20 protein-coding genes and 7 pseudogenes are annotated in these 24,183 nt (G+C 62.8%); 22 read left to right on the top strand and 5 right to left on the bottom strand.

Going from position 1 to position 24,183, the window contains the following annotated elements; all coding sequences use genetic code 11:
• Window positions 1-13: 13 nt before the first annotated feature.
• The gene (locus THIVI_RS14280) at window positions 14-1,069 is read right to left on the bottom strand and encodes a transposase (protein WP_014777014.1); all 1,056 of its coding nucleotides are present in this window, start codon (window positions 1,067-1,069) and stop codon (window positions 14-16) included.
• Window positions 1,070-1,156: 87 nt separating this feature from the next.
• Between THIVI_RS14280 and THIVI_RS22880 the strand changes: the two genes are divergently transcribed.
• The 5 genes and pseudogenes from THIVI_RS22880 (at window position 1,157) to THIVI_RS24770 (ending at window position 3,968) form a co-directional block, all read left to right on the top strand.
• Window positions 1,157-1,579, top strand: coding sequence for a transposase (locus tag THIVI_RS22880; protein ID WP_052315039.1), 423 nt, complete (start codon window positions 1,157-1,159; stop codon window positions 1,577-1,579).
• A gap of 188 nt (window positions 1,580-1,767) precedes the next feature.
• The gene (locus THIVI_RS24775) at window positions 1,768-1,956 is read left to right on the top strand and encodes a hypothetical protein (RefSeq protein WP_157174461.1); all 189 of its coding nucleotides are present in this window, start codon (window positions 1,768-1,770) and stop codon (window positions 1,954-1,956) included.
• Window positions 1,957-2,004: 48 nt separating this feature from the next.
• A pseudogene (locus tag THIVI_RS14265) lies at window positions 2,005-3,085 on the top strand (IS5 family transposase).
• Window positions 3,006-3,482: pseudogene (locus THIVI_RS14260) on the top strand (transposase); the annotation flags it as partial. The pseudogenes THIVI_RS14265 and THIVI_RS14260, both read left to right, overlap by 80 nt.
• Before the next feature lie 87 nt (window positions 3,483-3,569).
• A complete protein-coding gene (locus tag THIVI_RS24770; protein WP_157174460.1) occupies window positions 3,570-3,968 on the top strand; it encodes a hypothetical protein in 399 nt (132 codons plus the stop codon).
• A 504-nt stretch (window positions 3,969-4,472) separates the two neighbouring features.
• On the opposite strand, the gene THIVI_RS14250 is transcribed toward THIVI_RS24770, so the two are convergent.
• On the bottom strand, window positions 4,473-5,183 hold the full coding sequence (locus THIVI_RS14250; RefSeq protein WP_014779263.1) for an IS4/Tn5 family transposase DNA-binding protein: 711 nt from the start codon (window positions 5,181-5,183) through the stop codon (window positions 4,473-4,475).
• Between the two features lie 120 nt (window positions 5,184-5,303).
• Between THIVI_RS14250 and THIVI_RS26335 the strand changes: the two are divergent.
• Window positions 5,304-5,555 (top strand): annotated as a pseudogene (locus THIVI_RS26335) (IS982 family transposase); the annotation flags it as partial.
• Between the two features lie 5 nt (window positions 5,556-5,560).
• Here THIVI_RS26335 and THIVI_RS14240 read toward each other — a convergent pair.
• Complete coding sequence (locus THIVI_RS14240) at window positions 5,561-6,670, bottom strand: IS5 family transposase (RefSeq protein ID WP_041447215.1); 1,110 nt, start codon at window positions 6,668-6,670, stop codon at window positions 5,561-5,563.
• Window positions 6,671-6,922: 252 nt separating this feature from the next.
• Between THIVI_RS14240 and tal the strand changes: the two genes are divergently transcribed.
• The 4 genes and pseudogenes from tal (at window position 6,923) to THIVI_RS25815 (ending at window position 11,235) form a co-directional block, all read left to right on the top strand.
• Window positions 6,923-7,894 carry a transaldolase gene (gene tal, locus THIVI_RS14235; protein WP_014779261.1) on the top strand — a complete coding sequence of 324 codons (972 nt, stop codon included), beginning with the start codon at window positions 6,923-6,925 and terminating at the stop codon, window positions 7,892-7,894.
• 361 nt (window positions 7,895-8,255) lie between these two features.
• On the top strand, window positions 8,256-9,086 hold the full coding sequence (gene rsmA, locus THIVI_RS14230; protein WP_014779260.1) for a 16S rRNA (adenine(1518)-N(6)/adenine(1519)-N(6))-dimethyltransferase RsmA: 831 nt from the start codon (window positions 8,256-8,258) through the stop codon (window positions 9,084-9,086).
• A gap of 318 nt (window positions 9,087-9,404) precedes the next feature.
• Window positions 9,405-10,331, top strand: a complete 927-nt coding sequence (locus THIVI_RS14225) for a hypothetical protein (RefSeq protein ID WP_041447013.1) — start codon at window positions 9,405-9,407, stop codon at window positions 10,329-10,331.
• Window positions 10,318-11,235 (top strand): annotated as a pseudogene (locus THIVI_RS25815) (ISAzo13 family transposase). The gene THIVI_RS14225 and the pseudogene THIVI_RS25815 overlap by 14 nt, the downstream one beginning before the upstream one ends.
• 15 nt (window positions 11,236-11,250) lie before the next feature.
• On the opposite strand, the pseudogene THIVI_RS14215 reads toward THIVI_RS25815, so the two are convergent.
• Window positions 11,251-11,901: pseudogene (locus THIVI_RS14215) on the bottom strand (IS982 family transposase); the annotation flags it as partial.
• A gap of 67 nt (window positions 11,902-11,968) precedes the next feature.
• Here THIVI_RS14215 and THIVI_RS14210 point away from each other — a divergent pair.
• From THIVI_RS14210 to THIVI_RS14165, 10 genes and pseudogenes are all read left to right on the top strand, one after another.
• Window positions 11,969-13,049: pseudogene (locus tag THIVI_RS14210) on the top strand (IS5 family transposase).
• Window positions 12,970-13,446 (top strand): annotated as a pseudogene (locus THIVI_RS14205) (transposase); the annotation flags it as partial. The pseudogenes THIVI_RS14210 and THIVI_RS14205, both read left to right, overlap by 80 nt.
• Window positions 13,447-13,950: 504 nt before the next feature.
• A complete protein-coding gene (locus THIVI_RS14200) occupies window positions 13,951-14,907 on the top strand; it encodes a CHAD domain-containing protein (protein ID WP_014779258.1) in 957 nt (318 codons plus the stop codon).
• Between the two features lie 22 nt (window positions 14,908-14,929).
• Window positions 14,930-15,463, top strand: coding sequence for an HD domain-containing protein (locus THIVI_RS14195; protein WP_014779257.1), 534 nt, complete (start codon window positions 14,930-14,932; stop codon window positions 15,461-15,463).
• Between the two features lie 94 nt (window positions 15,464-15,557).
• Window positions 15,558-16,580: a TerC family protein gene (locus THIVI_RS14190; protein ID WP_014779256.1), complete on the top strand. Its 1,023-nt coding sequence runs from the start codon at window positions 15,558-15,560 to the stop codon at window positions 16,578-16,580.
• A 264-nt stretch (window positions 16,581-16,844) separates the two neighbouring features.
• A complete protein-coding gene (locus tag THIVI_RS14185) occupies window positions 16,845-17,486 on the top strand; it encodes a vWA domain-containing protein (RefSeq protein WP_014779255.1) in 642 nt (213 codons plus the stop codon).
• A gap of 109 nt (window positions 17,487-17,595) precedes the next feature.
• The gene (locus THIVI_RS14180; protein WP_014779254.1) at window positions 17,596-18,648 is read left to right on the top strand and encodes a TerY-C metal binding domain-containing protein; all 1,053 of its coding nucleotides are present in this window, start codon (window positions 17,596-17,598) and stop codon (window positions 18,646-18,648) included.
• Window positions 18,626-20,314, top strand: coding sequence for a PP2C family serine/threonine-protein phosphatase (locus tag THIVI_RS14175; RefSeq protein WP_014779253.1), 1,689 nt, complete (start codon window positions 18,626-18,628; stop codon window positions 20,312-20,314). The genes THIVI_RS14180 and THIVI_RS14175 overlap by 23 nt, the downstream gene beginning before the upstream one ends.
• A gap of 70 nt (window positions 20,315-20,384) precedes the next feature.
• Window positions 20,385-21,884, top strand: a complete 1,500-nt coding sequence (locus THIVI_RS14170; RefSeq protein WP_014779252.1) for a helix-hairpin-helix domain-containing protein — start codon at window positions 20,385-20,387, stop codon at window positions 21,882-21,884.
• Window positions 21,885-21,972: 88 nt separating this feature from the next.
• Complete coding sequence (locus tag THIVI_RS14165; protein ID WP_014779251.1) at window positions 21,973-22,575, top strand: HAD-IB family hydrolase; 603 nt, start codon at window positions 21,973-21,975, stop codon at window positions 22,573-22,575.
• Between the two features lie 85 nt (window positions 22,576-22,660).
• Here THIVI_RS14165 and THIVI_RS14160 read toward each other — a convergent pair whose 3' ends face one another.
• Window positions 22,661-22,867, bottom strand: coding sequence for a hypothetical protein (locus THIVI_RS14160; RefSeq protein ID WP_014779250.1), 207 nt, complete (start codon window positions 22,865-22,867; stop codon window positions 22,661-22,663).
• Between the two features lie 133 nt (window positions 22,868-23,000).
• Between THIVI_RS14160 and THIVI_RS14155 the strand changes: the two genes are divergently transcribed.
• On the top strand, window positions 23,001-23,882 hold the full coding sequence (locus THIVI_RS14155; RefSeq protein ID WP_014779249.1) for a methyltransferase domain-containing protein: 882 nt from the start codon (window positions 23,001-23,003) through the stop codon (window positions 23,880-23,882).
• A complete protein-coding gene (locus THIVI_RS25240; protein WP_174284511.1) occupies window positions 23,883-24,176 on the top strand; it encodes an ArsR family transcriptional regulator in 294 nt (97 codons plus the stop codon).
• Window positions 24,177-24,183: the final 7 nt, after the last annotated feature.

Genomic DNA, 24,183 nt, shown 5'->3' with positions numbered 1-24,183 from the left:
TGAAGGCACCGCTTCAGACGGCGCAGGCCGCGCGTGAACCACGAGACCAGGCTACGATAGAGTTTCCTGAAGCTCCAATGCGCGGGGTCGTTCTGCGCCTGGACTTTTTTTCGAGTGGTGTCGGATCGTTCAGCCCCTCGTCTCGGCCGGCGCGAACACACCAGTACATGGCCAAGGCCATGATGAGCACCAGTCGCTCCAAACGCTCGGCATGCTGGAGTTGCGAATCCTCCAAGTCGAAGCCCCGGCCCTTGACGTCGGAGAACATCGGTTCGATGGCCCAGCGAGCAGCGTCGTCAAGCACGCTTGCCCGTGTCGGGGCGGCGTCCATGGCAATGATCCACGGCTCGGGGTGGCCATCCTCGTGCAGGATCCCGAGGTTCGTGATCACCCCCTGCGCAAACAGGCGCACACCGGTGAAGTAACGTTCCGTCACCCCGTGTGCCAACGCGCCCGTCGTCGTCTCATCGCCCTGCCCGGTATCCGTTAGCACGTTGCTCTTCAGGCGCAGCCGGTCGCTCCAGCCCCGGGCTTGGAGCCACCCGAACAGGCCCGCCGACGGATAGAACCGGTCCGCCGATAGCAGCACGCGCGCCCCGGACGGCAGCCAGGCCAGGAGCGGCTCCAACACCACCTGCTGGCCCGCGAAGCCGAGATTGGCCGCCCCTTCCTCAGCCCGCCACGCCAGCGGTATCGCGCGATCACCCACCCGCAACGCCACCATCAGCAGCGCCATCCGATCACCCAAATCGGTTTGGTCCAGGCTCAACAACACCGTCTGACCATGGCTGGCCGCCTTCGCCAACTCCGCTCGTGCAAAGGGCTCAATCACCATTCCCGGACCCAACCGCGGATTCTTCAGCAAACGCCTCAGCCATTGCTCGCGCATGTCCTGCCGCTCGGTGTCCAAGGGCAGCAGATTGGCCAACTCCACCGTGTTCGGGGTTTGGCCTTCGATCATCGCCCCGACCGCCAACGCCAGCTTGCTCACCACCGTCTTGCGCAGACGCGGGTGCACCTCGCGCAGCCCGCACGCCACTTCATCAGCCAATCGTTTGACGCTTCCCATGATCCTCAATCACCTCAACATCGACTGAGCGGCAGTTTGCCAGAATGTGATAGGTGATGAGGTGTTCACCACCGTGCCCCCGAGACTTTGGATGGCCCCACGGTGTTGGCGCTGTACCGCTACCGCTGGCAAGTGGAACTGGCGTTCAAGCGCCTCAAGACCTTGCTTGACCTCGAAGCCCTGCGCAACCAGCGAAACAGTCGCTTAGGCGAGGTCTGGATCCGGGGAAAATTGCTCTATGCACTGGTCATCGAGCGACGCGCCCAGCGCCATGCCGCAGGCGGCATCGACCTGCTGGACCGGCCCCGTCGGCTGACCCCGTGGCGGCTGCTGATCATCGTTCGCCAAGAGGTCGATCGCTGGATTCTCGAGGTGCAACGCTGGCGAGACGAACACTGGGACACCTGCCTCGACGTGCTCAAGGAACGTCCGCGCCGCCGCCGCTTGCAAACCCTTCCGGCCAGGGTCATGCAGATGATGAACTCACAAGTAAGTCAACGGTGCGGTTAAGTTGGCGCGTATGGGGGCGTACCTCGTCAGGGTCTCTCACTGCTGTCAGGGCGCGTGGTCTGCGCATGGCCACCCAATACACCAACAATGCGAGCGGATGACGCTACGTCTGCAGCCGCGAGGCCGTCGACGACGGGGCGCCCCTGTGCCAATCGCTCAGCGGTGCCGCGCTGGAGATCAGTCTCCAAGTGGCCGAGGATCTCGAAGGGCAGCGTGCCCGCCATCACGCCGAGTGGCAGCAGCGCCTGGAGCGCGCGCACGACGACGCGGAGCGGGCGGCGCACCAGTACCAGGCGGTCGAGCCTGAGCACCGGCTGGTGGCGCGCACACTCGAGCAACAGTGGGAGGCTGCGCTCAGAGGGTGTAGACAAAAATAATTGAGCTGCTATTTGTATACCAGTCTACAACTGAGCTGGTGTGCGCTGATGTCGAAAGCTGGTCGTCCCCCCAAGATTCACGAGGCGGAGCAAGCGGTATTGCGTCAAATTGTCACGGATCGCCCGACCTCCACGCTGTCAGAGATTGCCCGGGAACTCGCGGCACGGACGGGAATCGAGGCTCATGAAGCAACGATTCGCAAGTCCTTGCGGGAGGCGGGCGTCACGCGCCTCCGGGGCGAGAGTGGTCTCGAGGCGCAAGCGCGCGCAACGCCGCGTCGGTATGGGTATACGGATGCGCATCGTCGCCACGACCCCGACCAAAGCTACCCAAGTTGTCTGACCGATGCGGAGTGGGACTTGGTCGCCGCTCTCTTTGAGATGCCGGGCGGGCGGGGTCAACCGCCCCGCGTGTCGCGCCGGAGCATCCTGGAGGCGTGTTGCTACGTGGTGCGCACGGGGTGCGCGTGGCGGATGCTGCCGCACGATTTCGCGCCTTGGCAGAATGTCTACAAGACGTTTCGCCGTTGGAGTGCGGCTGGGAAGTTTGAGCAGATGCATGATCGACTGCGGGGGCAATGGCGCGAACGCGAGGGGCGTGAGATCGCGCCGACGGCGGCGGTGCTGGATGCGCAATCGACCTGCGGCTCGCCGCAGGGTGGACCGAGCGGCTTTGATGCGGGCAAGCAGGTCAAGGGGCGCAAGCGCAGCCTGGTGGTCGATACCTTGGGGTTCGTGTTGGCGGTGAGCGTGGTCGCGGCCAATCTTCAGGACCGCGATGCCGCCTCGGGCGCCGTCGCTGACGCGGCCGCCAAGTACCCCCAGATCAACACGCTGTTTGTCGATAGCGCCTACGCCGGTCAATTTGCCCAAACCTACCGAGCAGACCCACGCGATCCGCGTGGAAGTCGTGCGCCATCCAGCCAACAAAAGCGTTGGCTCCTGGCACGTGGACGGGGCGCCTGACCGAGTGGTGATCGCCAACGCCGACGGCTTCGTTCCGCTGCCGAAGCGCTGGGTTGTCGAGCGCACCCATGCGTGGAATGAGCGTGCCCGTCGGCACCGACATGGCGCAACTCCTACCCATGATCGAGCAGGTCGAGGAGCGTTGCGGACAGAGCCCCGATGAGTGGCTGGTCGACGGTGGCTATCCGGCCCATGACCAATTGGATCGCGCCGGCGCGCACACCTTAGTCTACGCTCCGGTGCCCAAACCGAAAGATGCCGCCACCGACCCGCATGTCGCCAAGGACGGCGACAGCGCCGCCGTCGGCGCCTGGCGTGAACGCATGGGAACGGACGCGGCCAAGGCGATCTACAAAAAGCGGGCAGCCACCGCCGAATGCGTCAACGCCCAGGCGCGCGAACGCGGCCTGACCCGACTGCGGGTGCGTGGTGCCGCCAAAGTCCGCTGTGTGCTCCTGCTGCATGCCCTCGCCCACAATCTCATGCGTACACTCGCCTTGGCGCCGAGTCTGCTGGGCGACGGGAAAGGCGCGTCTAGCGGAACCACAGTAACCGCATAAGGCACTGATTATAAATAATGTCGTCGGTTTCGGCGCGAATTCTGCCGATCTCTGCCGATCTCTGCCGATTGATCGCCCCATTTCCCGATGATGGCTTCCTCTCCGCCTCGCGGCTCTGCGCGCAGCACAAAGGGCAGCGCTGTCGCCATCACTGGGCGAAAATCGATTTCTTCACAACCTCTCAGCGCTGAGGCGCGGCTGCAGACGGACTACCAGCGCTTCCAGTCGAACGAGCCGCGCACCTTATCGGAGGACGAGCGCACACGCATCCGCCAACTGGCTGCGGACATTCCGAGCTTGTGGAAGGCGCCGACCACCGCGTCCGCCGAGCGCCAGGCCATCGTGCGTCAACTCCTCGATCAAGTCACCGTCACCGTCATCGACGACAGCGAGCGCGTCGCCGTGGAGGTCCGCTGGATCGGCGGGCACCGCGCCCGCACCCACTTGGTGCGGCCGGTCGCCCGCCTCGAGCAGCTCAGCGACTAACCGCGGCTGGTGGCACGCGTGTTGGCCCTGCATGCGTCCGGACTGCGCTGTCCGGAGATTGCCGTACAGTTCAACGCCGAGGGCTGGCGGCCCGCCAAGCGACGCGCGACCTTCAATGGCCCGATGGTCGCCAGTCTGCGCGCGCACCAAGGTGTGCCCGCCGGCATCTCCCACTCGCGTACGGCACCCTGGCCTGAGCGTGCCCCCAATGAATGGGCTTTGCCCGAGCTGGCGCGCACCCTGGAGATGCCGTCAGTGACGCTGTTCAGCTGGCTGCGCAACGGCTGGCTGCAGGCCCGTCAGGTTCCGCGTGCTGGCCTACAGCAGTGGCTGATTTGGGCCGATGATGCCGATCTCGAGCGTCTCCGTGCGCGACGCCAGGCACTGCGGCGCTGGGCAAAAAACCTCATGTCGCGTCCAACGACGTCGCCGACAACCCGCGTTGATTGTTCTACGGAGGCAGCATGGCTGGTAAATCTCCACTTGCCAGCGCGCCGGTACCACTCAATCAGCTCGACCACCGCCTCCAGGGTGGTGGCCGCACGCTTGGTCAGCGCCCTCGGGCAAGGCGCGATTGTGCTTGGCGCGCAGCAGCCAGTCGGCGGGGTTGCCCAAATCGCGGGCGCCCCGCATGAGGTCGAGCAGATCGCCTTCGCGATCGGCCAGGTAGACCAATCGGGCCTGCGGCAGCTCGGCGGCCAGGTCCGCCACCCGCGCGTACCCTTCACCCCAGCGAACGCTCTCCTTGATCCCCGGACGGATCCCGTCAGGGTCTTTCGGCGCCTGCGCCCACATCCAGGCATCCAGGACGCCCAAGGGTTCGCGCGCGGAGATGATGGCATCGGTCGGGTGCAAGTACATCCCGCGCGGGGCCGCGAAACTCAGCGGACCCAGCCCCTCAATGGCCCGTCCGTTGAAGTTCAGTGCGGTGGTGTCCTGCACGCATAGCACCACCGGCTGGGTCGCCATACGCTCGCGGGTGCACTGGCGATGCGGTTCCAGGATATCCATCCAGTCGAAGGCGTCCTGAGCCAGGAAACGATAGGCCGCCTGGGTTTCCGCCCAGCCATGGCAGGCGCCCGGAAGGCTCGCCATGGGCCGCTCGGCCAGACGTTCGACCAACTGCACCGCCCGGCGGTCGCAGCGGGCGTCGCCCAGATCGATCCCACACCACCAACCCCATCGATCTTGCGTTTGAAGACTTTCTGAAGGCATTGACACCCGAGTACGCGGAGATGGCGTATGAGTTTAACGTGAGTTCTGGATAAGGGCGGCGGCCCCTGGGGGCAAACCCGCCAAGGTATCAGGATGCCATCCGGCCCCCCTAGCGCCGCCATGATCGATTTTGAAACAGTGTTCTGTGATGTGGATGATTTCTGCCAAGAGTTTCTGCCGGACTGGCACCGCCAACTCCTCACCCAGGGAGAGCGGCGTCGGCAACGCGCCAGCCGGTTGACACTCAGCGAAATCCTGATGATTTTGATCGTCTTCCACCAATCCCAATACCGCACCTTCAAGGCGTTCTACCTGCTGCACCTGAGCCGATACGCCCGCGCGGAATTCCCGCATTGGCTCAGAGGGTGTAGACAAAATCAAACCGTTGTGGTCAACCGCCGCAGCAGGATGCGCGCCTCCGCCAGCCAAACCCAGGTTTCGGAGACCGCTGGCAGACGGTCATGATGCATGATCAATCGACGGGCACGCTCATTCCACGCATGGGTGCGCTCGACAACCCAGCGCTTCGGCAGCGGAACGAAGCCGTCGGCGTTGGCGATCACCACTCGGTCAGGCGCCCCGTCCACGTGCCAGGAGCCAACGCTTTTGTTGGCTGGATGGCGCACGACTTCCACGCGGATCGCGTGGGTCTGCTCGGTGGTTTGGGCAAATTGACCGGCGTAGGCGCTATCGACAAACAGCGTGTTGATCTGGGGGTACTTGGCGGCCGCGTCAGCGACGGCGCCCGAGGCGGCATCGCGGTCCTGAAGATTGGCCGCGACCACGCTCACCGCCAACACGAACCCCAAGGTATCGACCACCAGGCTGCGCTTGCGCCCCTTGACCTGCTTGCCCGCATCAAAGCCGCTCGGTCCACCCTGCGGCGAGCCGCGGGTCGATTGCGCATCCAGCACCGCCGCCGTCGGCGCGATCTCACGCCCCTCGCGTTCGCGCCATTGCCCCCGCAGTCGATCATGCATCTGCTCAAACTTCCCAGCCGCACTCCAACGGCGAAACGTCTTGTAGACATTCTGCCAAGGCGCGAAATCGTGCGGCAGCATCCGCCACGCGCACCCCGTGCGCACCACGTAGCAACACGCCTCCAGGATGCTCCGGCGCGACACGCGGGGCGGTTGACCCCGCCCGCCCGGCATCTCAAAGAGAGCGGCGACCAAGTCCCACTCCGCATCGGTCAGACAACTTGGGTAGCTTTGGTCGGGGTCGTGGCGACGATGCGCATCCGTATACCCATACCGACGCGGCGTTGCGCGCGCTTGCGCCTCGAGACCACTCTCGCCCCGGAGGCGCGTGACGCCCGCCTCCCGCAAGGACTTGCGAATCGTTGCTTCATGAGCCTCGATTCCCGTCCGTGCCGCGAGTTCCCGGGCAATCTCTGACAGCGTGGAGGTCGGGCGATCCGTGACAATTTGACGCAATACCGCTTGCTCCGCCTCGTGAATCTTGGGGGGACGACCAGCTTTCGACATCAGCGCACACCAGCTCAGTTGTAGACTGGTATACAAATAGCAGCTCAATTATTTTTGTCTACACCCTCTCAGAGGCTGTTTGGATATTCTGCCTAAGCCCATGATTGGCTGATAGGATCGACTAAAATCTCGATTTATTCGACAAAACCCCCGCTCTCCGCATACTGACTGGCTGACGCGGGGGGGCCAAACAGCTTCTTTCTTACTTAAGGTCATGAACTGACCGCTCACACCCAACGCGGAGACCGACTCATGAGCAAACTCGCGCAACTCAAGAGCATGACCACCGTGGTCGCGGACACCGGCGATTTTGAGGCCATCGTCGACTATCAGCCCCAGGACGCCACGACGAATCCATCGCTGCTCTACAAAGCGGCCCAGATGCCCCAGTATCGTGACCTGATGCAGGAAGCGGCGCTGTTCGGTCAGGAGCGGGGCGGTAGCGACAATCTTGCCCAGGCAAGATGGACCATGGACAAACTGGCCGTCAACTTTGGCACCGAGATCCTCAAGATCGTGCCGGGGCGGGTCTCCACCGAGATCGACGCGCGGCTCTCCTTCGACACGGATGCCACGCTGCGCCGCGCCGAGGGGCTGGTGGCGCTTTATCAGGACGCGGGCATCGATCCGAGCCGCCAGGTGCTGTTCAAGATTGCCGCCACCTGGGAGGGGATCCGCGCCGCCGGGATTCTGGAACGCCAGGGGATTCACTGTAATCTAACCCTTCTGTTCGGCTTCGCCCAGGCCGTCGCCTGCGCCGATGCAGGCGTGACCCTGATCTCGCCCTTCGTCGGACGGATCCTCGATTGGTATAAGAAAGCGGAAAACGTCGCCGGCTACCCTGCCGACGAGGATCCGGGCGTCCGATCAGTGACCCGGATCTTCAACTATTACAAGCGCCATGGCTATGAGACGGTGGTCATGGGCGCCAGCTTCCGCAATCTCGACGAGATTCTGGAACTGGCCGGTTGCGATTACCTGACCATTTCGCCCGCACTGCTGGGCGAACTGGCCTCCACGGAGGGCGAGGTACCGCGCAAGCTGGATGCCGAGCGAGCGAGCGCGTTAGATCTGCCCAAGGTTGCCTTTGATGAGCCCGGCTTCCGCTGGGAACTCAACGAAGACGCCATGGCGACCGAAAAACTTTCCGAAGGCATCCGGCTGTTTACCGCCGATACCCGCAAATTGGAGCAGTTCGCCCACGAAGTCTGTCGGAGTTGTTGATTAAAGCGAATTCCGGAAATGACTTTGCCAAGCGTCAAACCCCGTAGGAGCCCGCTTGCGGGCGACAGGTGGGCGTATGGAAAGCATCGTGGCCGGTCACGTCGCCCGCAAGCGGGCTCCTACGGGCAGGATCTTTCACGGAAAGCGCCTAAAGTTGGCAGCTTGATTGGGCTTTATTCGATGTCCTTGGAGCAATCCCCGGCGGCTGATCGCTGGAGGCGATTTGCGCTTGCAATCGACGATAACCGGCTCCTGGCGGAAAAGGCTGGGCTGAGCAAAACTGAGGTACGCGCGTTGCGAGAGCAGCGGGAGTAAACGCCAACCGCCAGCGCCCGCCCGCGCTTTCGAGTACCCTAGCCGGATGGAACATCATCCCCGCAAACGCTTCGGCCAGAATTTTCTCCACGATCCCGCGATCATCGAGCGGATCCACTCCGTCATTGGCGCCAAACCAGGAGAACGGCTCCTGGAGATCGGCCCCGGCCAGGGTGCTATCACCAGGGGTTTGCTGACCGCGGCAGGCACGCTCGATGTGGTCGAACTCGACCGCGACCTTATCGAACCGCTGCGCCAGCGTCTGGGGCCGCTCGGGGATCTGCGCATCCACAATGTCGACGCGCTCAAATTCGATCTGCGCGATCTGGCCAGCAATGGCGAGCGACTGCGCATCGTCGGCAACCTGCCCTACAACATCTCCACCCCCATCCTGTTTCATTTCCTGGAGCAATCCGACTGCATCCTCGATCTGCATCTGATGCTGCAAAAGGAAGTCGTGGACCGAATCGTCGCCGACCCAGGCGACAAGATCTATGGGCGTCTCTCAGTCATGGTGCAAAGTGTGTGCAGCGCAAGCTGTCTGTTTCGGATCGGCCCCGGCGCCTTCACTCCAGCCCCTAAGGTCGAATCCGCCTTTGTACGTCTGCGCCCATTGCGTCCCCGACCCCATCCGATCGACGATCCGGCGCTCCACGCCCGCATCGTCGCGGCCGCCTTCGGACAACGGCGCAAGACCCTGCGTAACAGCCTCTCCAAGCTGATCGATCAGAGCCTGTTCGAGGAAACCGGAATCGATCAGACGCTACGGGCGGAAAACCTGGATGTCGCCAGTTACGCCCGACTCGCCAATGCCGCTTGTCAATCGTTGACTTGCGGTGTCGAGCTTGATGGAGCGAAAACCCCGGACGAATCATGAGGCCGCCGATGGGTGAAATGGCCGGATTGCGATGTCACGACAGCCGGTGCGGCAGGCACGAAAAAGCCCGCGCGCGGCGGGCTGGGTGGAGATAAGCAGGTTCAGATCAGTAGTCGCTCGCGAACGCCCCGCGTAGAGATTGGCCGTATCCTTCGCCTCGGCCACCGCTTGGCGGACGTCGGCGTCCGTTAGATCCAGCAGGCGCAGCGCCCCCCGACCTTAGCGACCGCCTCGATGCGCCGGTACGCCTTCCGGGTGTGTCTCGGCGGAAAATCCGTGGAGAGTCGCGCTTTGCTGGCGATTTTGCCGCCATGTCCCATGGCATCCACGGCCGTCGATCTTGCGTTTGAAGACTTTCTGAAGGAATTGCCAGGCGATGACGCGGAGATGGCGCATGCGTTCAAGGCGTTCGCGCGCCCGCGCAAGCTCAAGACGCCGGCGCACCTGCTGCAAGTAGTGATGCTGTCTTGCGGGCTCGACCAAGCCCTGCGACCCGCCGCCGGGAGCTTCAGGCGGCTGGCGGAGCGGATCACCGATACCGCGATCCACCAGCGCTTGCGGGCCTGCGGACCCTGGCTGAAGGCGTTGCTGCACACGCTGTTACCCGCCACGAAGAGCACCTTGACGTCGTTGCGGTTGCCGATCGTCGATGGCTCGTCGCTGCAAGGACCGGGCGCGGCGGGAACGGACGATCGGGTGCATTTGGCGCTGGATTTAACCCACATGACCTTGCACGCGGTGGATGTGACCGGGGTGGATGGCGGGGAAAGCCTGACGCGATCTCCCTGGCAGGCGGGCGACATCGTGCTGGCGGACCGGGGCTACAATCAACCGCGCGTGATTCTCGACCTGTTCGCGCGTGACGTTGGGGCGATCGTGCGCCTGAACCTAACGGCGATGCCCTTGTTTGTCCGCCCAGGGGAGGCGGACGTGTTCGATCACGCTGCGGTGCGGTTCGATGTGGCGGCGCATCTGTGCGCTCAATCCCGCGACACGCTCAGTCTTCCGGTATGGTTGCGCGCGTCGGGGGCGGTGAGCGGACCGGGTTGGCTGCACGCCGTGCGTCTCCCGCCCGAGGCGGCGGAAGGCGCCCGTCGGCGTTGCCGGCAAGCCGCCCAGCGCAAGGGCCGAACCCCGCGCGAGGCCACCCTGTTTCTGGTCGGCTGGGTGATGGCGTTCACCACCGTGCCCCCGAGACGTTGCATGGCCCCACGGTATTGGCGCTCTACCGTTGCCGCTGGTTGAACCGCAAACGGGCGGTGACCCCGAAGGGCGCGCGTGCGACACCCGCGCCAGTTTGCGCAGCCTGGCTAAAGGATTGGGTCGAAGATGTGCCACCACAGTGGGGCGCCTGCTCAAACCGCTCGGCTACTCGCTCAAAGCGAATGTTAAGCGGTTGATTGGTAAGCCCCATCCGCAACGTGATCGCCAGTCTCGGTAGATCCTGCGCGTCAAGGCGCGGTTTCTGCGCAACGGACAGCCGGTGATCCGTGTGGACGCCAAGAAAAACGAACTCGTCGGCAATTTCAAGCATGCGGGCGCGCGTGGTTGCCAGACGGTGGATGCGGTCAACACCGACGATTTCCCGAGCGAGGCGCAATGCCGGGCGACGCCTGATGGGGTCGACGACCGGCAAGCCAATCACGCTGTGGTCAGCGTCGGCACCTCGGCGGCGACCGCGCCATTGGCGGTGGCATCGATCCGTCGCTGGTGGGAACATGCCGGGCGCCAGCGTTACCCTCAGGCTCACCACCTGTTAATTGAAGCCGATGCCGGGGGCTGCAACGGGCATCGCCCGCGCTGATGGAAACGCGAGTTACAACAGTTCGCTAATGACACGGATCTCTCCTTGACCGTGTGCCACTATCCCAGTGGCGCCTCCAAATGGAACGCCATTGAACATCGACTGTTTAGCCAGATCAGCCGCAATTGGGCCGGACATCCGCTGCGTAGCCTGCCGATCATGCTGGGGTTGATTCGTGGCACGACCACGACCAACGGGCTGACCGAGGAGCCCGTGCTCGACCCAACGGCCTACGTCAAAGGCATCAAGGTCACCAACCAGGAAATGGCGGCGCTCAATCTGAGACGACGACTCTGTCCCCATCTAAACTACACCATCCGGCCAAACAAATCGGGAAGTGGTTAACGTGAGTTCTAGCTATTAATTGATTAAAGTCAAAGACTTAAGTTGATTTCTGTCGAGATTCAGGGACGGCTTGCAGGGCTGGTGCGTGTAGGCGGCCAAGGAGGCAAGGACATTGACCATGGCGTTGATGACGCTACGGTGATGGGTGTGTTCGACCTGCTGGATATTCTTCAGTTGGTCGTTGATGCTTTCGATGATGGCGCGCTTGCGCAACAACAGCTTGTCCATTAAGGGCATGAGCTTGTTGTGCATGTTCTTGCGGATCTTCGTGATCAGTTGCAACCCGCGCTCCCAGAGTTCGTCGAAGAGGCGTTGAGAGATGTCGCCGCAGTCGCCGATGAGTTTGCCCGTCAAGCCCTTCGTCAAGAGGGGCACGGGCTGGCGGTCGTCAACGTTGCCGGGCGTGATCCGAAACGCGAGCAATCCCCCGCGATCGTTGACGACGAGGTGGATCTTGAAGCCGTAGAACCAACCCATGGAATTCTTGCCCCGTCGCGCGAGCTGTTTGAACACCTTGTGACTGTGGATCCGGCGGTTGTGACAGACCACCCAGGTGGTCGAATCCACGAAGGCGATGCCAGTATCCTGGCCGTGGCGGGTATCGAGATCAACGCACAGCGGTATCAACGCCCGAGGAATCAAGGCCGCAAACCGCGTGTCACTGAGAGGGTGTAGACAAAAATAATTGAGCTGCTATTTGTATACCAGTCTACAACTGAGCTGGTGTGCGCTGATGTCGAAAGCTGGTCGTCCCCCCAAGATTCACGAGGCGGAGCAAGCGGTATTGCGTCAAATTGTCACGGATCGCCCGACCTCCACGCTGTCAGAGATTGCCCGGGAACTCGCGGCACGGACGGGAATCGAGGCTCATGAAGCAACGATTCGCAAGTCCTTGCGGGAGGCGGGCGTCACGCGCCTCCGGGGCGAGAGTGGTCTCGAGGCGCAAGCGCGCGCAACGCCGCGTCGGTATGGGTATACGGATGCGCATCGTCGCCACGACCCCGACCAAAGCTACCCAAGTTGTCTGACCGATGCGGAGTGGGACTTGGTCGCCGCTCTCTTTGAGATGCCGGGCGGGCGGGGTCAACCGCCCCGCGTGTCGCGCCGGAGCATCCTGGAGGCGTGTTGCTACGTGGTGCGCACGGGGTGCGCGTGGCGGATGCTGCCGCACGATTTCGCGCCTTGGCAGAATGTCTACAAGACGTTTCGCCGTTGGAGTGCGGCTGGGAAGTTTGAGCAGATGCATGATCGACTGCGGGGGCAATGGCGCGAACGCGAGGGGCGTGAGATCGCGCCGACGGCGGCGGTGCTGGATGCGCAATCGACCTGCGGCTCGCCGCAGGGTGGACCGAGCGGCTTTGATGCGGGCAAGCAGGTCAAGGGGCGCAAGCGCAGCCTGGTGGTCGATACCTTGGGGTTCGTGTTGGCGGTGAGCGTGGTCGCGGCCAATCTTCAGGACCGCGATGCCGCCTCGGGCGCCGTCGCTGACGCGGCCGCCAAGTACCCCCAGACTCAACACGCTGTTTGTCGATAGCGCCTACGCCGGTCAATTTGCCCAAACCACCGAGCAGACCCACGCGATCCGCGTGGAAGTCGTGCGCCATCCAGCCAACAAAAGCGTTGGCTCCTGGCACGTGGACGGGGCGCCTGACCGAGTGGTGATCGCCAACGCCGACGGCTTCGTTCCGCTGCCGAAGCGCTGGGTTGTCGAGCGCACCCATGCGTGGAATGAGCGTGCCCGTCGGCACCGACATGGCGCAACTCCTACCCATGATCGAGCAGGTCGAGGAGCGTTGCGGACAGAGCCCCGATGAGTGGCTGGTCGACGGTGGCTATCCGGCCCATGACCAATTGGATCGCGCCGGCGCGCACACCTTAGTCTACGCTCCGGTGCCCAAACCGAAAGATGCCGCCACCGACCCGCATGTCGCCAAGGACGGCGACAGCGCCGCCGTCGGCGCCTGGCGTGAACGCATGGGAACGGACGCGGCCAAGGCGATCTACAAAAAGCGGGCAGCCACCGCCGAATGCGTCAACGCCCAGGCGCGCGAACGCGGCCTGACCCGACTGCGGGTGCGTGGTGCCGCCAAAGTCCGCTGTGTGCTCCTGCTGCATGCCCTCGCCCACAATCTCATGCGTACACTCGCCTTGGCGCCGAGTCTGCTGGGCGACGGGAAAGGCGCGTCTAGCGGAACCACAGTAACCGCATAAGGCACTGATTATAAATAATGTCGTCGGTTTCGGCGCGAATTCTGCCGATCTCTGCCGATCTCTGCCGATTGATCGCCCCATTTCCCGATGATGGCTTCCTCTCCGCCTCGCGGCTCTGCGCGCAGCACAAAGGGCAGCGCTGTCGCCATCACTGGGCGAAAATCGATTTCTTCACAACCTCTCAGCTCAATTGGATGGCGGTTTCGACCGCTCGCACCGCGCGAGGTTTGCCAGACGGCGTCGATCTATCATACTTTGAGCGACGATTGGATCCTTCCACGCTCCGCCCGGAGCGTCTGGGCACTGCAGCAGTTCTCATTTTGACGTAGGAGCCCGCTTGCGGGCGATTTACGGGCCTGCGGGCGACTGGGAGTGGAACAAAGGCCTTTGGCAGGCCATGTCGCCCGCAAGCGGGCTCCTACGATGGCGGATGGCGGATGGCGGATAGCGCCAAAATGAGAACTCCTGTGGACACTGAGATCAACAAGACAGAGGGAACGGCAAATGACAAAATCCAGCGCGCCCGACCCATCGCTCGATCCGACCCAGCGGACGGATGTCGTCGCCAAGGGGATCCTGAAGAGACAGTTCGACACCCTGCTCGCGAATCTCGATGGGGTGCGAGCGAACCGGGATCCCGAGTTTCTGCACGATCTGCGCGTCGCCACGCGGCGGACCCGCTCGGCACTGACACAGATCAAAGGGGTCTTCCCGGACGATCTGGCGAAGCTGTATCAATCCCGTTTTGCCTGGCTCCAGCAGGTGACCAATCCGCTGCGCGATCTGGATGTCCATCTGCTGCATTTCGACGGCTACGAACAGAGTCTGCCCGCGTCCCTGCGGCCTTCCCTGGAGCCGCTGCGCGCCTATCTCCTGACGCTCCAGGAGGACGAACATGGCCGTTTGCTAGCCGTGATCGATTCCGATGCGTTCGCCCGACTGGTCCAGGACTGGCAAGCCTTTCTGGACGCGCCGATCCCCGAGGTTTCCGGCACCGCCAATGGCCTGCGCCCCGTCAAGGAGCTTGCCGACGAGCGTATCTGGCGACTCGTCAAGCGGGTCAGGCGGAATGGCCGGGCGCTGCAGTCGGATTCCCCGCCCGAGGATCTGCACGAACTGCGCAAGAGCTGCAAGAAGCTGCGGTATCTGATGGAGTTTTTCCAGACGCTCTATCCCGACCACGACATCCGTCGCCTGATCGATCTGCTTAAGACCCTGCTCGATCATCTCGGCGGGTTTCAGGATCTCGTGGTCCAGGTTGGCCATCTGTCCGAACTCGCGCAACGGATGCGCGACGAGGATTGCGCGGAAACTAAAACCCTGCTGGCCATGGGTGCCTTGATCGGACATCTGCTGGTGCGCCAGCAGGTTCTGCGCGACGACTTCGCGGCGGTCTTTGCCGACAGTTTCGACAAGGATCACCGGTTATTATGTCGTGAACTCTTTGCCTCCAGGCGCTGAACCGACACCCGGCGGAGGATCGATGAATCAAACCGACTTTGCGCTTGTGGTCGACGCCTTGAGTTTCGCCGCGCACAAACACCGGGATCAACGTCGCAAGGACCGGGATGCCTCGCCCTACATCAATCACCCCATCGCACTCATGCGAGTGCTCGCGCTGGAGGCCGGTCTCCAGGATCCGCTCGTGCTCGGCGCGGCGCTGCTCCATGACACGGTCGAGGACACCGAGACCACGCCCGAGGAACTCGCGGAACGGTTTGGCCCCGCGATCCGCGATCTGGTGCTGGAGGTCAGCGACGACAAGACCTTGTCCAAGGCCGAGCGGAAGCATCAGCAGGTGCTGCACGCCGCGGGCGCCAGCGAGGGTGCAAAGCTGATCAAGCTCGCCGACAAAATCTGCAACCTGCGCGATGTGGTGAACAATCCGCCGAGCGGCTGGGATCTGGCGCGCCGCCGGGAGTACTTCGATTGGGCCGCCAGGGTCATCGACCAGTTGCGCGGAACGCATCCTGGACTGGAGGCGATTTTCGATCAGGTGCTCGCCCGGCGGCCCTGAACGATTGTGGCCGCTCCGCTTTATTGAGACACTCATCGGCTCGCGCCTTCGGCGCTCGTTTTCTTAAATTTCAAGCTCATCTCAGGAGCACTGTATGGAGCATTTCGGGTTTCCCGTCGAAACCATCGTCATCTTTTTGGCCGTGGTCGGGGTGTCGATTTATCTGGATCTGTTCGCGCACAAGAAAGCGACCGAGATCAGCGTCGCCGACGCGGCCAAGTGGTCGGTCTTCTGGATCGTTCTCGCGCTGAGTTTCTATGGCTATCTCTGGGGTCGATTCAGCAAGGAATGGGCGGACCTGTACCTGGCCGGTTATTTCCTCGAAAAGAGTCTCTCGGTGGACAACCTGATGGTCTTCATGGCCATCTTCGCCTCCTTCGGGATCAAGTCCGTGCTGCAGCATCGCATCCTCTACTGGGGCATTCTCGGCGCGCTGGTCTTCCGAGCGATCTTCGTGCTGATCGGCACCAGTCTCTTCATGGCGAGCCCCTGGGTCGGTTTCGTCTTTGCCGCGCTGGTCGCCTGGAGCGGTGTGCAGATGCTCAAGAACAGCGGTGGCGGCGACGAGATCGAGGATTATTCGGACCATTGGAGCGTGCGGCTGACCGGCCGGATGATGCCCATCTACACCAAGCTGCATTTCGACCGCTTTTTCGTTCGCCATCAGGAACTCTTCGTCAATGGCGAGACCGCGAAACAGGTCACCCGCAATGGCGCGCTCTATGCGACACCGGCCTTCCTCTGTCTGGCCGCCATCGAGACCTCGGACCTGGCCTTTTCCTTCGACTCCGTGCCGGCGGTCATCTCGGTGACGCAGGAACCCCTGCTGGTCTACGCGGCCATGATCTTCGCGATCCTGGGTCTGCGCAGTCTCTATTTTGTGCTGGCGGCGCTGACCCGCTATCTGGTCTATCTGGAAAAGGCCGTCATCGCACTGCTTTTCTTCATCGCCGCCAAGATGGTTCTGCAATCCTGGAACCATGCCATCGGCGATACGGGAATACACATTTCCCCCGGAGTCAGCCTCATGATCATTCTTGGCACCCTGGGCATTGGCGTCGTCGTCTCGCTGATGTTCCCCGGTCCGAAGGACGAGGACGCCCAGGATCGCGCATAGGCCGCGAAAGCGGGGTTCTCACCGGAATTTAGGTTTTTAACATGGCGGTTGCTTTGAAATCGTGATCGCCTGCGCGACCGGGCAGGGTGCCGATACCTCGGTGCTGAAACAGATCACCGAGGTGTTGGTCGCGCTGGATACGGCCGACAATATGTCTAGTTGTCAGTGAGCCTGAGTACGGCAGTTGAACCGTAAAGACACAAGAGACACGAAGAAAAACAAAGCGCTATCATCAACTGCCAACTGATCTCCGGGTATGCCAACATGAGCATCAGAAGACTCCCCGTTTACATCCTGCTCGATACCTCCGGCTCCATGCGCGGCGAGCCCATCCACTCGGTCAATGTCGGTCTCCAGGCAATGCTGAGCGCACTGCGGCAGGATCCCTACGCGCTGGAGAGCGTCCATCTCTCCATCATCACCTTCGACATCCAGGCACGCGAATCCCTGCCGCTGACCCCGCTGGCCGATGTGAAGCTCGACGAGATCCCGGCGCCCGCGTCCGGCGCGACCTTCATGGGCGCGGCACTGGAATTGCTGATCCAGTGCGTCGACCGCGATGTGAAAAAAAGCACCGCCGACGCCAAGGGCGACTGGCGTCCGCTGCTGTTTCTCATGACCGACGGCAGCCCCTCGGATCTCCATGCCTTTCGGCAGGCCATTCCCGAGGTGAAGAGGCGCAATTTTGGCTCGATCGTCGCCTGCGCCGCCGGTCCCAAGGTCAAGCAGGACGCCCTGCGCGAACTGACCGACCGGGTCGTCCTGCTCGACACCATGGACGCGGCGACCTTCTCGGGATTCTTCAAATGGGTGTCGGCGAGCGTTGCCGCCGGGTCGAGTAGCGCGGGCGTGTCGGATCAGGTGACGCTGCCGCCGCCGCCACCCGAGGTGCAACTCGTGCTGTGAATCTTGAAAAATCCTGTCAATCCTGTCCATTTCGAAGCCTTGGACATGGGTATGAACTTTCCCGGAAATCGCCTTAACGCCGACCGATGGCACCGTACAGGAGCAACGCATGCGCAGGCTTCCCGTGTTTTTCGTCCTCGATTGCTCGGAATCCATGGTGGGAGACCATCTCAGACAGATGGAAGACGGCTTTCAGGCCGTCGTCCGCACGCTGCGCGGCGATCCTCACGCGCTTGAGACCGTCCATCTCTCGGTGATCGCCTTCGCGGGCGTCGCCAACACCATCGTCCCGCTGATCGAGGTGTTTTCCTTCTATCCGCCGAAACTCCCGCTGGGCGGCGGAACCAGTCTCGGGGCCGCGCTCGATGCGCTGATGGCGGAGATCGACCGCTCGGTGGTCAAGACCACCCCTGACCAAAAGGGCGACTGGAAGCCGCTGGTCTATCTCTTCACCGACGGTCATCCGACCGACGATCCTGGTCCAGCCATTGCTCGTTGGAATTCGCGCTACGCCAGGAGAGCCTCCCTGATCGCGGTCGGGATCGGCAAGGACACCGATTTTTCGGTGCTGAAACGCCTGACCGAGAATGTCATCCTGTTCGAGGAGACGCGGGAGGGCGATTTCAGCCGATTCGTCAACTGGATCAGCGCCTCCGTCGTCGCCCAGAGCAAGAGCCTGGGCGAGGGGCTCGACAGCCAGACGCTACCGGACCTGGACGAGCGTTTCATGAAGATCGTCAAGGATCCCCCGCCAGCCCTCGCCGATGTCGCCTGCGTGACCCTGGTCGGTCGCTGTCAGAAGACCCGCAAACCCTACCTCATCAAATATGAACGCGAGCTACAGGATGTCGCCACGCTCGACTTCAAGTTCGAGGTGCCGATCTATCGGCTCACGGGCTGCTATCCGCTCGATGAAGACTATTTCGCCTGGTCGGATACTCGCGTCGTCGACCTGAAGGTGAACACCTCCGATCTGATCGGCGCGCCGGGCTGTCCGCACTGCGGCAATGCCACCGCCTTCGCGGTCTGCGGCTGCGGGAAGCTCCTGTGCATCAATGGTCCGGAAGAGGCGACCTGCCCCTGGTGCGAAAAGCAGGTGACCTTCACCCCCCGCCCGGCGAGTGAGGATGACGGGTTCGATGTTGGACGCGGCAGGGGCTGACGGCACGATGCCTTCCGCCGCCCGCAAGCCGACGCCCGAGCAGCGGCAAAAATTGGCGCCCGAGATCGAGAATTTGATCTGGGGGTTGTTCGGACCCAACGATCGTCCGTTCTTTGACCGGAGCGAGATTGCGCCAGTTGCGTTGGATGAGTTTGTCCAGTGCGACGAGGTGTTCGAGGAGACCTTTCGCTTTCTTGACGCGCTGACGGGGATTTGGAACCAGCGCCGTCCGGGAAGGCCGCTCAAGCCGTTTACCCAGGATCGGCAACCCAAGGAGATTGCGATGCCGATGGTGCTGCCCGTCCTGTCCGAGACTCCGGTGTCTAGGCGCGAGGAGTCCAAGGCCGGCGATGAGTCGGCGCCAACGGAGGCGAACATCGAGGAGACTTCAGCCATGCCTTTTCCGCACCCGCCCGACACCCCGACGCCTGGATCCGCTCAGGGCTCGCCCGGACAGGTTCCCGCGGCCAGCACAGCCCCAGCCAAGCCTCCAGAGCCCAGGGCAAGCTTCCAACTGCCCAATGGCAAGGTGGGCGTCGACTATGCCGCGCGCATCGAGGGACGGGATGCGGAAGGCCGACCAGTGCGTATCCGGGATGTCCGGATTCCCGATGGCCTTGGTCTGTCCTTCGACCCGGACAGCGGCGAACTTCGCGGAACCCCCGCGCTGGACGGCGACCACCGACTCCCGTTGAGCTGGTACCTGGACGAGAAAACCCGCTATTCGGGTGAGTGTCTGCTGATCGTCAACCCCGACCCCAAGAGCCTCTGGAAGGTGATCGAGCCGCCGGACGGTTCGCCTTACCTCAAGCCCCATGCAGATCGCCGCCTGCTGACCGGTCGCGGGTTCAGCATCGCCGCCGCCAGTCGTCGCGGACGCTCGCACGAGCATGCGGGAACCTTCCGCGACGACGATTTTTTCATCGGCCATGATGCACAGACGCAATGGTCCCTGATTCTGGTCGCGGACGGGGCCGGCAGCGCGCGATACTCCCGCGAAGGCGCCCGACTGGCCGTTACAAGCGCCGGCGCGCATCTGTCGGAGGCGCTGGCGGGCGAGATTGGCGCCAGGATGACCGCCGCCCTGGACGGTTGGGAGGCCGATCCCGAGGGCGTCGCGCAGGCCATGGGCGCCGAGTTTCATTATCTGTTCCACAAGGCGGGCACGCTTGCCGTGCAGTCCATCGAACAGGAGGCGCGGAGCGCGGGTACCGAGGTTCGGGATTATGCGACGACCCTGCTCGCCGCGGCGGTCAAACGGCGGGACAGCGAGACCTTTCTGGCGACCTTCTGGATAGGCGACGGGGCCATCGCGGCCTATGGGCCGCGCGGCAGGGTGCGTCTGATGGGGACGCCCGACGGCGGCGAGTTCGCCGGCCAGACGCGCTTTCTGGATCATGTCGCGCTCGCCGACCAGGCGTTCGCCAAACGCATCGGCATCGGCCGTTATGCCGACCTGAGCGCCGTCATGCTGATGACCGACGGCGTCTCCGATCCGCGCTTCGAGACCGACAACGGCTTGAACGATCCGGCGAAATGGGACGGACTCTGGGGCGACATCGCGCCGCTGATGGCCTCGCCCGAGCCCGACCGAAACCTGGTCGATTGGCTGCATTTCTTCACGCCGGGGCATCATGACGACCGTACGCTCGCGCTGCTCTGGTGACTCTGACGCCATGGCGATTTCTTCGCGTCTCGGCGTCTCCGTGCGAGTCATTTTTTGTGAGGAGTCGCCGATGGCGAAGATTGTCACCTGTGAAACGCTCGACGGCCAGACGATCCAGTTCGTCGACGAGGTCATCGGATCGGGTGCGATGAAGGAGGTGCATTTTTCGCCCGATCGATCCTATGTGGTCGCCTTCTACAAGACCCGGCAGGATTATCAAGCGAAAGAGCGCCTTCAGATGATCGCCGGCAAATACCGGGAGAGTATCTTCAATCAGATCGGCGGCGACTACTGGCAAAACCTCTTCTGCTGGCCGACGGCGGTGCTCGAACACGAGGGTCGGCTGGGGCTGGTGGCGCCGACCTATCCGCGCCATTTCTTTTTCGAGCATGGCTCGAAAAATAACGACATGCTCGGCATCAAGGGGAAGGAAAAGGAAGGCAAGTGGTTCGCGGCGGCCAATCTGCGCAACCGTTTCGTCGATCCTCGGGAACTGGGCGACTGGCTCAACCATCTGAAGGTCTGTCTGCTACTCGCGCGCGCCGTGCGCCGCATGCACATGGCTGGGCTCGCGCATTCCGACCTCTCCTATAAAAACGTCCTGGTCGATCCGTCCCAGGGGCTGGCCTGCGTCATCGATGTCGACGGTCTGGTGGTCCCCGGTAAATATCCGCCGGATGTGGTCGGGACGCCGGACTTCATCGCCCCCGAGGTGGTTGCCACCGCCCATCTCCCGAAAGACGACCCCAACCGCAAGCTGCCGCGACGCGAGACGGATCTGCATGCCCTAGCGGTCCTCATCTACATGTATCTGCTCTACCGGCATCCACTGCGCGGGGCCAAGGTCCACGATCTCGATGACGAGCAACGCGACGAGCAGCTTTCCATGGGCGAGCGCGCGCTCTTCGTCGAGCACCCGAGCGACCGGAGCAATCGGATCAAGGTCGCCCGCGCCAAGCCGACCGAATTGCCCTGGGCCGATACCGAGCGACTGCCGTACACCCTCACCGGCCCCTATCTGTCCCAACTCTTCGAGCAGTCCTTCATCTCCGGTCTGCACGAGCCCTCCCAGCGCCCGTCGGCGAACGACTGGGAGACCGCGCTGGTCAAGACGGTCGATCTGATTCAGCTCTGTCTGAATCCGGTGTGCGAACAGAAGTGGTATGTGTTCGATAATTCTACCAAACCCCGCTGTCCCTTCTGCGGGACGCCATTCCAGGGCAAACTCCCGGTCCTGAACCTCTATTCCTCTCGCAAGGAGGGGCAATTCAGACCCGATAATCACCGCCTGATGGTCTGGACCGGCCAATCGCTCTTTCATTGGCACGCGAACAACCTGATCGCCCCGAACGAGAAACTCGCCGAGGCGCATCAACAGCGGGTCGGCTATTTCGTCTTGCATGAGCGCCGATGGTGGTTGGTCAACGAACGTCTGCCCGACCTGATGGAGGTCGCGACCCGGACGCCCATCCCGATCGGCGGCAAGCTCGAACTCAAGGACGGGCAGCAGATTCTGCTCGCCAAGGGCGAGGGCGGCCGGCTGGTCGTGGTCCAGATGGTCGAAGCCTGAGCCGACGCGCGTCAAGAGCGACGTTTGTTGGTTCCGCCGCGCGTTCTCTTGCGGAAAAACGCTGTCTGTTGCACTGGAACAATGATTTATGAATCAAACGAAACCTGTCGTCGCCGCCTTTGACTTCGACGGCACCATCACCACCCGGGATACCTTCGTCCCGTTTCTGGCACTCGCCTTTGGCCGTGTCCGCGTTGGGCTGGCCTTCGCGAGCCTAGCCGGCGAAGCGCTGAAGGTTGTCCTGAAACGCTCCGATCGCGATCGTTTCAAGGCCCGGATCATCGGCAGGCTCTTTCCCGGACACTCGGTCCCATCGTTGCGGCGGGTCGGAGACGCGCACGCCCGCGCGGTGGAAGCGCTCTTTCGACCCGCCGCATTGGAGCGAATCGCGTGGCATCGGTCGCAGGGACACCGGCTCGTCATGGTTAGCGCCTCGCTCGATCTGTATCTGGAGCCGGTCGCGGCGCGACTGGGTTTCGACGATCTGCTCTGCACTCGGCCAGCGGGCGATCCGCTGCTGTTCGACGGCGGGATGGACGGCGCCAATTGCCGGGGGGCCGAGAAGGTCAGGCGACTGGAAGGTCTGCTCGGGGATCTGACCCAGTACGAGCTTCATGCCTACGGGGACTCGGCGGGAGACCGGGAGATGCTGGAGGTTGCGGATGTTGCGTATTACCGACCTTTCGAGTGAGTAGGCTGGCGCCTTAGGCTCCGTTCGCGGTGCGTCATGAACCATGAACGAATCCGGATCCCTCGCCCGGTTCGCGGACGACCGCTCAGGACGCCCCATCCTCTGACTTGACCGAGGTTCCCGTCAGCCACTCCGGCAGCTCGCGCGTTCCCGCGTGTTCGACAATGTATTGACGCATCAGCCTGCGGATCACCTGCGACGAGGTGAGATCCTGCTGGGCGCAGATCTCCTCGAAAATCTGCTTTTTGATCGGATCGATCAGAAACGTCATGCGGGCGGTGCGCTTTTCCATGGGAGGCTCTCGATGTGCATAAAATATGCTTTATATGATAATTGCATTATTATTAGAGCGCCATATAATGCGACTGAGCCGAGCAAGCAGAAACGTCTCGCCAGCGGGCCCAAACCGGTCGACCAGGATGCCAATGAACCATGAAGCCGGGCTTGCACGTGGCACCCTCTTGGAACTCCCCGGAGCCGGGGTGGGCGAGCGCGGTCATCTGCGCCTGCTCGAATCGGCGCCGTGCGATCCGCAACAGATTTACGCGCGGATTCTGAGCGAGCGTTACGGCAAGCCGTTCATCGTCGACGATGGGCGGACGCGACGCCTCTATTTCAGTCTGCGCTTTATCCAGAGTTCCATGCGCATCGACGACCCGGTCACCCTCGATTTCGCCTATACGCGCAAGATGATGGCCTTTCTGCTGTTCGTCCCGGATCCCAGCGAGGTGCTGATGGTGGGGTTGGGCGGCGGTTCGCTGGCCAAGTTCTGTCACCGCCATCTGCCCGATACACACCTGACCGTGGTCGAGATCAGCCCCGACGTGATCGCTCTGCGCGGCGAATTCGGCGTTCCCGAGGACGCGCGCATCAAGATCGTTCAGGCCGACGCCGCCGAGTATCTGCCGAGCGCCGAGGGCGATACCGAGGTGCTGCTGCTGGACGGTTTCGACGCCAGCGGCATCGCCCCGGCGTTTCTCCGGCGCGGCTTCTACGAGGCGGCACGCCGTCGACTGCGGCCGGGAGGGCTGCTCGTCGCCAACTTCTGCGGCCCGCCGCAACGCTGGTATCGGCATTTTCGTTTGCTCGATGACGCCTTCGACGGGCGCGTCCATCTGGGGCGCGTGACCTACGCCGACAATCACATTGCCTTCGCCTTTGCCGATACCGGTTTTCCGCTCGACTGGGCGCGCCTGGCGAAACGGGCGCGGGCGCTGGCGGATCGAATTCCGCTCGATTTTCCCGAGTTCGTGGACCGGCTGCGCGCCGGGGCGGGTCTGCGACGGGAATTACGCCGATTGCAGTGAATGCAATCTTTCTCTCAACCGGAAGGAGTGCCGACGTTGCAGGAAATTTTGGACTGTCTCAGAAACCTTGGTCAGCAACTCGATTCGGAGATCGCCGCCGCGACCGGAATCCCGCTCGCCGATGTGCGCCGTCGTCTCTTGGAACTCTCGAAAAAAGGCGGCATCATGACCTGCCACGCCACACGTTTCATCGATGGCCAGAAAATTGAAGGGATGCTGTGTCGGGCGATTGGCCCCGCCTCTTCACTCAACCCCGTCCGAGCCTCGAAATTGAAGAACAATCGCCATGGTTAACACCGAT

It is taken from the genome of Thiocystis violascens DSM 198, assembly GCF_000227745.2.
Classification (GTDB): domain Bacteria; phylum Pseudomonadota; class Gammaproteobacteria; order Chromatiales; family Chromatiaceae; genus Chromatium; species Chromatium violascens.
The sequence above is the reverse complement of the archived record's forward strand: the minus strand, read 5'-3'. Positions and strand labels throughout refer to the sequence as shown.

Excerpts from the sequence above, each read along its gene's own strand:
- THIVI_RS14280 (WP_014777014.1), bottom strand. The coding sequence starts at position 1,069 with ATGGGAAGCGTCAAACGATTGGCTGATGAAGTGGCGTGCGGGCTGCGC.
- THIVI_RS24770 (WP_157174460.1), top strand. The coding sequence starts at position 3,570 with ATGATGGCTTCCTCTCCGCCTCGCGGCTCTGCGCGCAGCACAAAGGGC.
- THIVI_RS14250 (WP_014779263.1), bottom strand. The coding sequence starts at position 5,183 with ATGCCTTCAGAAAGTCTTCAAACGCAAGATCGATGGGGTTGGTGGTGT.
- THIVI_RS14240 (WP_041447215.1), bottom strand. The coding sequence starts at position 6,670 with ATGTCGAAAGCTGGTCGTCCCCCCAAGATTCACGAGGCGGAGCAAGCG.
- tal (WP_014779261.1), top strand. The coding sequence starts at position 6,923 with ATGAGCAAACTCGCGCAACTCAAGAGCATGACCACCGTGGTCGCGGAC.
- rsmA (WP_014779260.1), top strand. The coding sequence starts at position 8,256 with ATGGAACATCATCCCCGCAAACGCTTCGGCCAGAATTTTCTCCACGAT.
- THIVI_RS14225 (WP_041447013.1), top strand. The coding sequence starts at position 9,405 with ATGGCATCCACGGCCGTCGATCTTGCGTTTGAAGACTTTCTGAAGGAA.
- THIVI_RS14200 (WP_014779258.1), top strand. The coding sequence starts at position 13,951 with ATGACAAAATCCAGCGCGCCCGACCCATCGCTCGATCCGACCCAGCGG.
- THIVI_RS14195 (WP_014779257.1), top strand. The coding sequence starts at position 14,930 with ATGAATCAAACCGACTTTGCGCTTGTGGTCGACGCCTTGAGTTTCGCC.
- THIVI_RS14190 (WP_014779256.1), top strand. The coding sequence starts at position 15,558 with ATGGAGCATTTCGGGTTTCCCGTCGAAACCATCGTCATCTTTTTGGCC.
- THIVI_RS14185 (WP_014779255.1), top strand. The coding sequence starts at position 16,845 with ATGAGCATCAGAAGACTCCCCGTTTACATCCTGCTCGATACCTCCGGC.
- THIVI_RS14180 (WP_014779254.1), top strand. The coding sequence starts at position 17,596 with ATGCGCAGGCTTCCCGTGTTTTTCGTCCTCGATTGCTCGGAATCCATG.
- THIVI_RS14175 (WP_014779253.1), top strand. The coding sequence starts at position 18,626 with ATGTTGGACGCGGCAGGGGCTGACGGCACGATGCCTTCCGCCGCCCGC.
- THIVI_RS14170 (WP_014779252.1), top strand. The coding sequence starts at position 20,385 with ATGGCGAAGATTGTCACCTGTGAAACGCTCGACGGCCAGACGATCCAG.
- THIVI_RS14165 (WP_014779251.1), top strand. The coding sequence starts at position 21,973 with ATGAATCAAACGAAACCTGTCGTCGCCGCCTTTGACTTCGACGGCACC.
- THIVI_RS14160 (WP_014779250.1), bottom strand. The coding sequence starts at position 22,867 with ATGGAAAAGCGCACCGCCCGCATGACGTTTCTGATCGATCCGATCAAA.
- THIVI_RS14155 (WP_014779249.1), top strand. The coding sequence starts at position 23,001 with ATGAACCATGAAGCCGGGCTTGCACGTGGCACCCTCTTGGAACTCCCC.
- THIVI_RS25240 (WP_174284511.1), top strand. The coding sequence starts at position 23,883 with ATGCAATCTTTCTCTCAACCGGAAGGAGTGCCGACGTTGCAGGAAATT.